Source organism: Sulfitobacter sp. 1A13679, from assembly GCF_043557115.1.
GTDB lineage: Bacteria > Pseudomonadota > Alphaproteobacteria > Rhodobacterales > Rhodobacteraceae > Sulfitobacter > Sulfitobacter faviae.
In genome coordinates this window covers 1-11,445 of sequence record NZ_JBIFFO010000039.1, presented here as the reverse complement: position 1 = coordinate 11,445, position 11,445 = coordinate 1, and the positions used below count along the sequence as shown (strand labels likewise).

12 protein-coding genes are annotated in these 11,445 nt (G+C 49.3%); 8 read left to right on the top strand and 4 right to left on the bottom strand.

Annotated elements, in window-relative coordinates; all coding sequences use genetic code 11:
- The coding region (locus ACGYLA_RS18985) for a hypothetical protein (protein ID WP_394434524.1) at positions 1 to 326 on the top strand (326 nt) is incomplete at its 5' end.
- Between the two features lie 20 nt (positions 327 to 346).
- On the opposite strand, the gene ACGYLA_RS18980 is transcribed toward ACGYLA_RS18985, so the two are convergent.
- Positions 347 to 640, bottom strand: coding sequence for a type II toxin-antitoxin system RelE/ParE family toxin (locus ACGYLA_RS18980; protein WP_394404553.1), 294 nt, complete (start codon positions 638 to 640; stop codon positions 347 to 349).
- Positions 630 to 887: a type II toxin-antitoxin system ParD family antitoxin gene (locus ACGYLA_RS18975; RefSeq protein ID WP_394404554.1), complete on the bottom strand. Its 258-nt coding sequence runs from the start codon at positions 885 to 887 to the stop codon at positions 630 to 632. Before ACGYLA_RS18975 ends, ACGYLA_RS18980 begins: the two co-directional genes overlap by 11 nt.
- Before the next feature lie 329 nt (positions 888 to 1,216).
- On the opposite strand from ACGYLA_RS18975, the gene ACGYLA_RS18970 reads away from it, so the two are divergent.
- A complete protein-coding gene (locus ACGYLA_RS18970; protein WP_394404544.1) occupies positions 1,217 to 2,254 on the top strand; it encodes a replication initiation protein in 1,038 nt (345 codons plus the stop codon).
- An 86-nt stretch (positions 2,255 to 2,340) separates the two neighbouring features.
- On the opposite strand, the gene ACGYLA_RS18965 is transcribed toward ACGYLA_RS18970, so the two are convergent.
- A complete protein-coding gene (locus ACGYLA_RS18965) occupies positions 2,341 to 4,230 on the bottom strand; it encodes an AAA family ATPase (protein WP_394404545.1) in 1,890 nt (629 codons plus the stop codon).
- A gap of 775 nt (positions 4,231 to 5,005) precedes the next feature.
- Here ACGYLA_RS18965 and ACGYLA_RS18960 point away from each other — a divergent pair.
- The 4 genes from ACGYLA_RS18960 (at position 5,006) to ACGYLA_RS18945 (ending at position 9,383) form a co-directional block, all read left to right on the top strand.
- Positions 5,006 to 5,545 carry a recombinase family protein gene (locus tag ACGYLA_RS18960; RefSeq protein WP_394404546.1) on the top strand — a complete coding sequence of 180 codons (540 nt, stop codon included), beginning with the start codon at positions 5,006 to 5,008 and terminating at the stop codon, positions 5,543 to 5,545.
- Positions 5,546 to 5,662: 117 nt separating this feature from the next.
- Positions 5,663 to 6,124, top strand: coding sequence for a helix-turn-helix domain-containing protein (locus ACGYLA_RS18955; RefSeq protein WP_394404547.1), 462 nt, complete (start codon positions 5,663 to 5,665; stop codon positions 6,122 to 6,124).
- 914 nt (positions 6,125 to 7,038) lie between these two features.
- Positions 7,039 to 8,475: an AAA family ATPase gene (locus tag ACGYLA_RS18950; protein WP_394404548.1), complete on the top strand. Its 1,437-nt coding sequence runs from the start codon at positions 7,039 to 7,041 to the stop codon at positions 8,473 to 8,475.
- On the top strand, positions 8,475 to 9,383 hold the full coding sequence (locus tag ACGYLA_RS18945) for a DUF4435 domain-containing protein (protein ID WP_394404549.1): 909 nt from the start codon (positions 8,475 to 8,477) through the stop codon (positions 9,381 to 9,383). Before ACGYLA_RS18950 ends, ACGYLA_RS18945 begins: the two co-directional genes overlap by 1 nt.
- A 131-nt stretch (positions 9,384 to 9,514) precedes the next feature.
- Here ACGYLA_RS18945 and mobQ read toward each other — a convergent pair whose 3' ends face one another.
- Positions 9,515 to 10,678: a MobQ family relaxase gene (gene mobQ, locus ACGYLA_RS18940; protein ID WP_394404550.1), complete on the bottom strand. Its 1,164-nt coding sequence runs from the start codon at positions 10,676 to 10,678 to the stop codon at positions 9,515 to 9,517.
- Positions 10,679 to 10,826: 148 nt separating this feature from the next.
- On the opposite strand from mobQ, the gene ACGYLA_RS18935 reads away from it, so the two are divergent.
- Together ACGYLA_RS18935 and ACGYLA_RS18930 are read left to right on the top strand one after the other, a co-directional pair.
- Positions 10,827 to 11,078: a hypothetical protein gene (locus ACGYLA_RS18935; RefSeq protein ID WP_394404551.1), complete on the top strand. Its 252-nt coding sequence runs from the start codon at positions 10,827 to 10,829 to the stop codon at positions 11,076 to 11,078.
- Positions 11,071 to 11,445 (top strand): hypothetical protein (locus ACGYLA_RS18930; RefSeq protein ID WP_394434519.1); only part of this gene is annotated, 375 nt, incomplete at its 3' end. The genes ACGYLA_RS18935 and ACGYLA_RS18930, both read left to right, overlap by 8 nt.

Genomic DNA, 11,445 nt, shown 5'->3' with positions numbered 1-11,445 from the left:
TCTCCCACAAAGTCGATGCAGCCGCCGACGCCCAACAAAAGGCCAGCCTTGCCTTCCACAGCGCCTCAGAGCGGCTGCTACGCGTCATGGAGGCCCACGAGCAGGGCAAGTGGCGCAGGATGGGCATGTTGGCCCTCGTAGCGGCGCTCTGCGGGGCTGTAGGCTTCTTTGCACGGGAGCCAGCGAATAAATACGCAGTTCTCTGGGACGCGAAGACCGCACTGGCGCTCAACGCCGCCGATGCAGACTGCGAAACCCTCGGCGGGCAAACAATGCCGTCCGGCGACAACCTTGCCTGCGTCATCTGGCAAGACGTTGCGCAGTGACCCCGATCAGCCTGCACCGTTCAGAGGTTCAGGCTGACATCCTGCCGCTGGTGCAGCACGCGCATAATCTCAATGCGGTCTCTGCGCTCCCGAAAATAGATCATGTGCGATCCCACGGGGCATTTCAGATAGCCGGGGCGCACGTCGACCTCTCGGCCCGTCCGGACACCCGAGACCAATGCCTCGAACGCGGTAACGACATCGCGAAGGTAGCTGTCCGCCTGCGCAAGCGACCACGTCTGAAACGTGTAAAACCAGATATCTTCCAGATCGATCTCCGCCAGCGGGGCCAGCGTGTAAGATTTATCCGGCATGTGAGGCCGCATGCTTTGCATGCATGCGGCTCAGGAAGGCTTCGCTGTCAAAGGCGCGGGGCTTCCCTGATTTCTCTCCTGCAATGAGAGCAGCCTGTAGGGCCTTCACTTGGGCTTCGTGCTCTTCCAGAAGCCGCAGTCCAGCGCGCACGACATCGCTGGCTGAGCCATAACGACCGGCCTCGACCTGCTCGCTGATGAAACCGGCAAAATGATCTCCAAGGGTCACTGACGTATTACGAGGCATGGCATCACTCCTTGCGGTTTGGGCACAACTTGTGTGTACCATTATGTATTACAGATCAAGTAACCCTTGAAGGCGCAACGGTCACATTCGCACCAAAACCAACTCATATTTTTACCAAAAAGCGCGGAGCGCCTTCTTGTTCTATAAGTTCTATAAGTTCAGGCGATAATAAATAAACAAATACAGAGATTTACGCAGTTATAGGTAACAAATGGGGACGCTAAAGTAACAAATGGGGACGCTAAAGTAACAAATGGGGACGCTAAAGTAACAAATGGGGACGCTAAAGCTACTTTACAGGTAACAAAAAGTTCTACAAAAATGTTACCATGATAAAGACACTTCAAGTTGCGACTGATCGCGCTCATGATGATGCCAAAACCGTACTGCCAGCTGAGGTGGCGCGCGGCGTTTACATTGAGAACCCGCCAAGTGCTGAAGCCCTTAAGCTGATGCATTTGCTTATAGCAACGGCAGGGGGGCGCATGGCTGAGGACGCGCGCCACGAGCTTCGGCTGGCCAGCATCAAATCCATTACGGGAATGCGAAACCATTCTCGGGCTACGCTGCGTAAGTTGTTCATCGAGCTTGCCGGCGCTGTGATGGTCTTCGACGATACTGACGCCCAGTGTGAAATTATCGGTGGGTTCTTGGATCGGGCAAAGCTGGATTACCGGGATGAAGCCACCGATGATTTGCTGGTCGCATGGTGGTTTGGCGGCGCCTTCCGTGAGATGGCCGAGAACTCGTGCCACTGGGCCATTATGGACCGGCAGACGGTGTTTGCCCTGTCCTCAAAGTACTCGATTTTACTGTTCCAGTATGTCTCATCATTAGTGAACCTGAACTACGTCACCAGCAAAACTTTTACTGTGTCAGAGCTTCGGGCGGTAATGGGAGTGCCTGAGGGAAAGTTAACGCGTTTTGCAAATTTCAACGCTCGGGCTATCCACCCAGCCATAGCCGAAATCAACCAAACGTCGCGTTTGACCCTAACAGTGACGCCGCGCAAATCTGGACGCACGGTGACGGGCATTACGATTGCCTGGGCAGAAAAAGAGCCTGAGCGGAAGCGTGACACCAAGCGCGAACTGGAACGTCCCAAGGTAGGTCGTAAAGCACGGCGCGACGGGACAGCTGAAATCCCAACCCTCACCTTTCCGGAACACGGCACGATCCGAGGCACGCAGCCATGGGACCGGATTGTACGGGACACGGCACCAAAGCTTGAAGGCGGTCATGTGCCAGATCTTCGACAGTTGGCAGACGCATTTCGCAAGTGGTGCAGTGCAAAATCGATCCCGCTGAATACGATCAGCATCGAGAAAACCTTCACAACATGGTGCAGAAGTTATTCGGTGCGGTGAGCTTCATAAAAAATCCTTCCTCAACTTCCAATGTTACGCATGATGGTAGAGAACCATATGATAATTGCGAGATTATAAAATAAATATTAACCAGAGATATCTTGTAATCGCTTCTTTAGAGCTTCAATTAAAAGCTTAAGGTCCTTTAGGGTGGCTTCGTCCACATTAAGATCTGGGTCCCCAACGAGATCTTCAGAAAAAGCTGACGAGATAAGCTTTTTCGTATTCTTTTTGTTAGAGGAATATATGCCAGATATCTGCCGCAATAAATCATCAGAAACCAAATCTTCGATTTCCTTTTTACCAATCAATATGTCTCCAATTTGAACTATCTGCATTTCATTGACAGGAAGCTTTCTGAGATAGCTTAGTTTCTCTTTATCTCCAGCCGCATCGCTATCTAGTAGCACTAAGAAATCTTGAGCTGTACCTAAATAAAGAGAAATTAAAGCGCTAGCATTTCCCGAGCTTTCAACAGGAATGAAATTTATTCCCAAGTCAGGCGCATAGTGCTTTTTATACCAATTTAAAATGTAGAAGTCTGACTTCCCTTCCACAAGCACTCCCCCTTCACGTATTTCTAGGGGAACAGGGCGAATTTGAAGTTTATCTAAAATAGGCTGAAAATAATGCTGACGATTTAAATTTTGGCCGACAAATGTTTTGTACTTTTTGGCTCTTATATCAGCATTACCATCATCATATTCAATATTAACTACATCCCCTACTTCTGTTGGGGAACCGTTTGAAATAATAAAAGTATTTTCAAGCCAAAGCGGGTTTATCATATGGTGGCTGTGGGTAGTATAAATAATAATGTTTTTAATGCCCGCAATGTCTTCCAAACTATCAAGGAGCTTGTTTTGAGCCATTGAGTGAAGGTTCGCTGCAGGTTCGTCAAAAAGAAAAATGCTTTCTCCGTTAACATTGCCTTTAAAGTATTTTGTAAAAAGAAGAAAACTAAAGAACCAACGAAACCCAAGCGAACGCTCAGAAACTTTGTAGACTTCGTTTCCGTCCTCAATTTCAAACTTTAGATAGACGTCTCTTGTGTTTCCTTCTCCCTCCTCAATTATGGGCTCTAATTTTAACTTTTTTCCGCTTATATTTGATCCCAAAACAGCCTCCCAGCGGTCAAAAACTTCATGTGTTATTGACCGCGTAAGTTCGCTTAGCGTTGCTTTTACCTGTGCATTTGCATCAGACTGTAAGAATGACGGAAACCATTTAGCAAATGTCTTTTTGGATTCGTGATTTAGAACTCGATCCACTACGTGAGTTTTTAAATCAAATCCTTTGTTAATCGAAGATACGGCTTCTTCCAGCATACTTTTAAAGTATGGATTAGATCTCTCATTCTCAGATGGTTTTCCTTCGGAAATTAGCACCCTGTCAGGAAAATCAAAAAGAAACGTGGGGAAATATACAATCTTTGGAAGTAACAACGCAGTAAACGCAACAATTTGCTGCCATTCACGGGATGAAAAACTTAACGTTGTGAACTTTCGTGCTGGTGAAATTTTTGCTTTTGGTGTAAAACCTTGCCATACGTTTCTGGCCGACTTGTAATCAGAATTTTCGTAAGACCAGCGCCTACTAAGGTGACATTTTCTCGGTATGCTGTCGGGCTCAATTCGAAAGCTACCACTATCAAGGCTGCTAAAGTGCTCAACAATTTTTGATACATCATCATCGCTAATAATTATCTCAGCTTTAACCTCAATCTCACCATTGAAATTAGCCTTGTTTTTCTTAGGTACAAGCTTTTCTTTATGCGAACTATCGATCCCCTCCTGTGCTATGGCGTGGACGCCATCAAGGTCAGGCCGAAAACTATTTATAGCCTCAAGTATAGTAGTTTTTCCGCTCTCATTTAGGCCAACTAAAGTATAAACTGATCCCTTGCCAGCACCTAGTGAAACGGTTGTATCAACAATACCTTTGTAGTTTTTGATCCTAAATGATATAATTTCCAAAGAGTAATTCCTTTTGCAAAATCTTTCTCACGGAGTTTTGCACGCATTCGTGGATTTGTGAATGACTATATTGAAAATACTCGAATTTTACTAAATAAAATTTGGAGGTGGGATCCACGGTCGCTACGGGAACTTCATGCGGTATCGTAGCCCTTACAAATAAGGATACTACGGGTACTCTTAATTACCGTGTGGTGGATTTCTTTGATGTATTTGGCGGCGTGGTCCCAAAATATTCGATAGATGCTTTTCGGCATCGCTATGTTTGGCTTCAGTATGTTTCTAATTGGAGAATGGCAAACACAGCGCGCCTTCGGATAGAAATAGTTACCATCCTTAAAAAGCTCGCCTTTGAACGCCTACAAACCGTAAAGCTCCACGCAATTCAATTCATAGTACAGGTAGGCCCAAGACACGGCTGCCAACAAACTGATACCAACGCAGGCGATGGCTAAGCCAGTTTTGCCAAATCTCCACAAAAAGAACGCTATGGTTAACCCAACAAGAGCTATTATCCAGCTGTCTAAGTGAACGTATATGGAGCGTAGGCATTCGTCATAGCGCATTTTGACTGGGTTCCTTTTCGATCATACGATTCCAGCTTAGACCGTTGAATACCGCCCTACAAACGGAAGATTTGCACGGCTCACCCGACCTATGGACCGCACCAAAAACGGCCGTTTTTGGAACATACGCAAACCGCCTCGATTGACGCTGCCACAAACCCCGTTCAAAATTCAACTAGTTGTTGAAGGTTTTTGGAAGGGTCATATCAATGATCATCGGTTACGCGCGCGTCTCGACAGAGGAGCAGCATCTAGATGCCCAGATCTCCACCCTTGAGGCGACGGGTGCTGAGCGCATTTTCTCCGAAAAGGTATCCGGTACGAAAAGAGCCCGTCCTGAGCTGAACCGCATGATCGAGCAGTTGCGTGATGGCGACGTGGTGGTGGTGACTAAGTATGATCGGCTGAGCCGATCATTGCAGGACCTCTTGAGCATCGTTGAAGCCGTAGGCGAGCAGGGTGCGGGGTTTCGGTCGTTGGCCGAAGACATCGACACGACAACGCCGGCAGGACGGCTGGTCTTTCACGTGTTCGCCTCAATCGCCCAGTTCGAGCGAGAGCGAATATCCGAGCGAACCAAAGAAGGTCTTACCGCTGCACGCAAGCGAGGGCGACTAGGTGGCAGACCCCCTGCCCTATCGTCGGAGCGCCGCGTGGAGGTCGCGCGTATGCGTGACGTGGAGGGACGCGGCATTGCAGAGCTGGCACGTATCTTCAAGGTGAGCGCAAATACCATCAGACGCGCTTGAACCAAAAGCCTCCCAGTACTTACTTCCCTTGGCTCCACATAAGTGTAAACCTGTTACAGCAGTATGATACAGATGTTTTCCATACGACAACCCCATTAGAAACAGGTGTTACAGCCCATGAAATATACATTAGGACAAGCTGCAAAAGAGACGGGTGTAAGTAAGCCAACGTTATCCAGAGCGGTAAAAAAGGGGGATTTATCGGCTGAAGGGGGAGGGGGGAGTCCATACAAGATTGATCCTTCCGAGCTTGGAAGATGGCTATCCGGTTACAGGGAACGCAACCCAGAAGCTGCTGCCACGACAACCCCATCTGATACACCTGAAACACCCAATATAAACAATGATTTAGAAGCCGAAGTTAATGCGTTGCGTGAACAGATCGCGCGGGAAGAGACGGAACGAGCACGCGAACGAGTGCAACTAGAGGCACACATAGCTGATTTACGTGGAAGAGTAGAACGTGCTGAACGCAAAGAGGATCAGTTGATGGCGCAACTTACTGACCAGAGAGAAAGCAAAACTGCGGCTGTTAAGTTACCGCAAAAACGCGGCTTTTTCGCTCGTTTTACGAGATAACAAAGTTTCAACAACTCTGGCGGTTTTGAACGGTGTTTTTGGCTGCGCAAAATAGGGCAGGGGGCTTCAATTCCAAAAACGGCCGTTTGTGGCACCGCATTAAGGGCCGGTGTGCGGACAAAACTGCCGCTACTGGGAATACCAAGCCACCCACTCAACGTAGGCCAGCCAGCATCCAAATGAAAAAACCAAAAATACCAAGAAGCATTTTAAAATCGGTCTTTTCTTGAAGCGTTTCTCTATCCATTCGGTCAGAGAATCCAATACGATTTCCATGGTCCTTTGGATCTTTTCTCGTTCTCAACTCGCCATTCAGGCAACTTAAACAGCATTCCAAATAAAGCAACTTTGGGCTCGGAGCGGACCTTCGCTGCGCCAGCACAAACCGTTCCAAAAACCAGCGTTTCTGGAAGGATCCAATGTCCACTGTCCTGACTTTCTTAACAAATAAAGCAAAAACTACTTATGCCGCTTCCGGATTTTCCTAATAGACGCAATGGGTTCCAGCTCCCAGCCTAATGGCGACGTTGGACCAAGCTCCAGCTTAACCCGACAGCCGCTCATTAGAATGCAATGCCGCCGGGGAAAGTTCTGGCCAGCTAATCGCTTTTCCTAGCGGCGAAGCGCAACAGCTAGCCTAAGCTGCCAGTCAATCTAAATGTATCGCAGCGCGCTACTTAGCAGAACACCACCCAATTCCAGTAAGGTTTTGGTTCCGAAGTGCCATGTTTCCGAAATCCAATCTACGGTGCGCCGAAGGGGCGTTAGCAAAGATGACGTGCATGAAACGCCAAGCTAAGACACCCAAGATTTTTAGATAAAAACTCGATAAAATCCAAAAACTTGATGTAAGGCTAGACGGCGAAAGACAACTCAGGCTAACAGAGTGCAGCACCTAGACCGATGAGGCATGTATGGTACGCCACCAAAAAACTCCTGAGATGGAAGTCCGCCCGCCAGTTATCGAGGAGTTTTCCTTGCTTGGCGTTAATGGGTACAAAGATTTAAAGTTATTATTTAATACAAATTTCAAGGTTGTTTCTTCAGAGAACGGTAGTGGGAAGACAACCTTATTAAATACCCTTTACGCACTTCTTTCCGGTGATCATTCCCTATTTCTTTCTGCCGATTTCCACTCATTTCGCTTAGTGATAAACGGTATTGAATTTGAGGGAAAACGAAACGACTATTCACCCATTTCAAATCGGGTCTATATGGATCTTGTTGAAAGGTTTTCTTGGGATAGATTTTCAGCTGAACGGCCATCCAGACCTGAAGTTGAGGAAGCTATTCTCGTTGGGGCAAGTGGTGAAAAGGTAAACTACCAGAAAACAAAGTATGCTATGCGTGCAGGGGGACGCTATAGTATAAACTTAAATATATTCGAACATCTGATAAGGTCTAGCGCCGGAGAGCCCCATAGCAAGCAAATTGAACAATCCAAAAAGAAGTTTGTTTCTCTTAACAATCGTATCGTTCACGCGCTAAACGGCGTAAATATTATATACCTTCCAACATATCGACGTATTGAGCGAAGCATGCCTAGCATGGAGGAGAGATCGAACTCTTCGTATATGATTGATGGGGAGGGTTCATGGGATGATACACAACTAATTCATTTTGGCCTGAATGATGTGAGTAAGCAGTTAAAAAGGAAGGCTGAGAAAATTAGAAGAGCAACGATCCAAGAATTTTCAAGAATCAGCGGGAAAGCTCTAGACGATTTACTCGATCACAATATTGAACCCTCCATAGAATTTCCATATGAGCTTGACGTCGAAACTTTACGAGTTCTTTTAGGTAGGATTGAGGGTGATACTGAGGGAAGACTCGGTAGAATAATGGGCCTAATTGATTCGGGGGCAATTCGTGATGGCCGGCATCACTATTTGCGTCAGCTTTTGAGCCAGTTGATGGAAACTTACAGATCAACGCAAAGGGAGGAATTTGCTCTTGAAGCATTCTCGGAAGTCGTTGGGGCTTATTGGGCAGATGATCCAGAGAAGACGGTAGTATTTGATCGGGTTTCTGCCGAAGTCACCATACAAAATAACTATACTGGTATTACTCTTCCGCTTGACGCGCTGTCTTCTGGGGAGAAGCAAATTATTAGTGTTCTTGCTCGCCTCCATCTAGCTGATAATCAAAAATATATCGTCTTAATTGACGAACCTGAAATTTCTCTTTCCATTGAGTGGCAACAAAAAATACTAGTTGATGTGTGTAAAGCTCCCTCGTTGCGTCAATTAATTGCAATAACACATTCACCATTTATATTTAAAAACGAACTATTGCCCTTTACAGGGGAAATGGTGATTCATCGACACATGAAGTCTGGGAGCTTTCTTTAGTGGGTAGAATTGAATTCCTGTCTCAGCAGGCTGAAGAATGCCCAACAGCGCTTCTGCAAATTGTTAAATCTCGCGGTAGAAATTATGGAAAGACGATTATTGCCGTAGAAGGTGCTGATGATGTCACTTTCCTACAGTCTGTCATATCCACTCTCAACCGCGACGCATTGAAGAAAATTATTTTTGAAAATCTATCAGGGAAGGGGAACGTACTTGATGCTCACGAAGCCGCCCTGGACAGCAAAGAGCTCTCTATAGATAATTTGCGGTTCGTGATTGATAGAGACTACGATGATTTGAGGGGAATGCGCTCTTCAGACTTCCTCTGGATGACGCCAACCTACTCTTTCGAAAATCTTCTTGTGTCCGAAGAGGCGCTTCGTGCAATTTTAGTTGCAGAATATCGCTGTACAGGCGAAATTGGAGAGCGAGAAGTTGAAAGTATATGTAGGCGATTTAAAATTTTTCTTGACAGTTATATTGTCAATTTAAAATTCTCAAACTTTACAATATACCACTGTACCGTTAATAGTATTAAGACAAATCCGCATGATGAGATTATAGGTAGTTCCATTGCTTGGGATGGAGAACGTTGCCATATAGGCTTAACAGATCTAGAAATATTAAACCAAGTGCCAAAGCTTGACGATATTACAGAAGATGAGCTGCTAAAATCACAACATAATTTCAGTCAGCTTGATCCACTTTTAAGGTGGCGAGGTAAGTTTTTTTTAAAGCTTTTTGTTAAGTTTCTTGCTGACCTAAGAAAAGACAGAGGTAATAAAAATCCATCGAAGTTTGAGAGAAAACAGAGTATGCAGTTCAATCCTGAACTTGATCCCGTTAGGTGCTTATCCACTGTTATTTCTTACCCTAAGTGTTTAGAGACTTTTATTGCGAATCTATAATTTTTTCTACGGCAACGACGTCTGAGCGGGCCTTTATTTGATATCGGTACCCCCCACCTGCATCAGCAGGTGGGGGTATTTTTTTGCTTTGAAGCAGAATTATTCATATACGATTAATGTCCAGTCTCTTCTCAAATGCTGTAATCCGGCCCCTCCCTCTCGATACTCCGCTGCTGTTCCAGCACCCTCTCTCGCTCCAGCACGCGCTGCCGCTCCCGGTCCTGCTCCGTCAGGTCTGCGCCGGCGCTTTCGACGTTGCGCTCGATCTCGGCGCTCCGGTCCTCGCCGCGCCCCTCCCGCGCCGCCTGTAGCCGCTCAAGGGCGGTCTGTGGCCTCTCCTCAGCCGCACCCCCGCGTGACGCACGAGCGGCCTGTAGTCGCTCCAGTGCCGTCTCTGGGGCGCGGGTGAGGCCAAGCGCCGCCGCGCGCTCCTGCACCCGGTCCAGCGCCCGCTCCAGCCATTCGCGGGCCTGCGTCTGGAACTCCCGCGCCACCTCGCGGACCTGAAGGCCGATCTCGCGCACCTCCTGCCAGCGATCGGAGGCGGGTGTGGCAATCCCGCGCCGCATCATGCTCCAGCCCCGGGCGCCGACGTCGGGCAGGGGCGGACGGTCCAGCGCCACGGCCCGGGCCATCTCCGCGACGTGGACCCGCTCGTCGCCGTTGCGCTCGGCCGCGTAGGCGCGCTCAAGGGCTTCCTCGCGCTGCGCCTCCAGCGTGCGGTGATCCACCCGCTCGTGGACGTTGCAGCGCTCAAGGGTGTGGTTGACGTGCTCGGCCCAGGCCGACCGCCAGTCCACCAGCAGCTCCTTGGCGTTCCAGTCGCGGTTTTTAGCCCCGAACCCGTCGGGGCCAATCTCGCGGGTGGTCAGCATAATATGCGCATGATGGTTCCGCTGATCTCCCTCACGCCCCGGGGCGTGAAGGGCGATGTCAGCGACCATACCGCGGGCAACGAACTGCGCCTGAACGAACCCGCGCACCAGATCGCGGTTCTGTTCCGGCGTCAGCTCGGAGGGCAGGGCCACGCGCACCTCGCGGCTGACCTGCGCGTCCTTGCGGCGCTCGACAGCCTCGACAGCGTTCCACAGCGATGAGCGATCCCGCGCCCAGTCCGGCGCGTGCTCGGGAGCAAGGATCTCGGTGTGCAGGACGCCATCCTTGCGGGTGTAGTCGTGCACTTCTCCGGTGCGCAGATCGCGCACACGCTCGGCGGCGCGGTACGCGCTCGCGGCGGTCGATGACCGCCCCTTGCTTCGAGAGATCACAGAGGCATCAAAATGATAAATCGCCATGATCGCCCTCTTAGCTTGGTTTCGAAAGGATGCGCAGCGGTCCTTCGCTCACACGTCGCTTGCGACGTATAGGTGAGCACTTCGTGTTTCCAGCCCTTTACCGAACTCTCGGCGATTGCTATCAAAGCACAACCCTAAGGAGCACGCAATGAAGACAATAGACCAGCAGATTGCATCAGCTCAAGACAAGCTCTCCCGACTTAGAACCAAGAAGAAAGCCACCGACACCCGCGTTAAAATCATCGCGGGCGCCGTCGTCGTCAAAGCCGCAATGGAAAGCCCCGAGGCCGCAGCAAAGCTGGCCGGCCTCCTGCGCGAACGGGTGACACGCGATCTCGACGTGAAGGACATTCAGCCGCTCCTGGCAGACCTCGACAAGAAGGCGGCGCGCAATGGCTGATCGGACGAACCCTGCCGCCCCCACGCCCCAGGACGAAATGCTGGAAGCCCTCGTCTCCGTCACGGCAGAGAACACCACCACGCTCATCGATGTGCAGCACCAAGCGGCGGCAACAGCGGCCTCCGTCAAGGATGCACGCACCTACATGGCCACGGTCGTCAAAAACACCGACTGGGAAACCAACGGTAAGAAAATATCCGCCATCCTCGACAAGGCCATGCGGGAGGATCGCGCAGCATTGAACGCGGCGGCAAAGGCTGCCGATGATATGCAGACGATGTCCGTTGGCATCTCCCACAAAGTCGATGCAGCCGCCGACGCCCAACAAAAGGCCAGCCTTGCCTTCCACAGCGCCTCAGAGCGGCTG

Excerpts from the sequence above, each read along its gene's own strand:
- ACGYLA_RS18980 (WP_394404553.1), bottom strand. The coding sequence starts at position 640 with ATGCCGGATAAATCTTACACGCTGGCCCCGCTGGCGGAGATCGATCTG.
- ACGYLA_RS18975 (WP_394404554.1), bottom strand. The coding sequence starts at position 887 with ATGCCTCGTAATACGTCAGTGACCCTTGGAGATCATTTTGCCGGTTTC.
- ACGYLA_RS18970 (WP_394404544.1), top strand. The coding sequence starts at position 1,217 with ATGATAAAGACACTTCAAGTTGCGACTGATCGCGCTCATGATGATGCC.
- ACGYLA_RS18960 (WP_394404546.1), top strand. The coding sequence starts at position 5,006 with ATGATCATCGGTTACGCGCGCGTCTCGACAGAGGAGCAGCATCTAGAT.
- ACGYLA_RS18955 (WP_394404547.1), top strand. The coding sequence starts at position 5,663 with ATGAAATATACATTAGGACAAGCTGCAAAAGAGACGGGTGTAAGTAAG.
- ACGYLA_RS18950 (WP_394404548.1), top strand. The coding sequence starts at position 7,039 with ATGGTACGCCACCAAAAAACTCCTGAGATGGAAGTCCGCCCGCCAGTT.
- mobQ (WP_394404550.1), bottom strand. The coding sequence starts at position 10,678 with ATGGCGATTTATCATTTTGATGCCTCTGTGATCTCTCGAAGCAAGGGG.
- ACGYLA_RS18935 (WP_394404551.1), top strand. The coding sequence starts at position 10,827 with ATGAAGACAATAGACCAGCAGATTGCATCAGCTCAAGACAAGCTCTCC.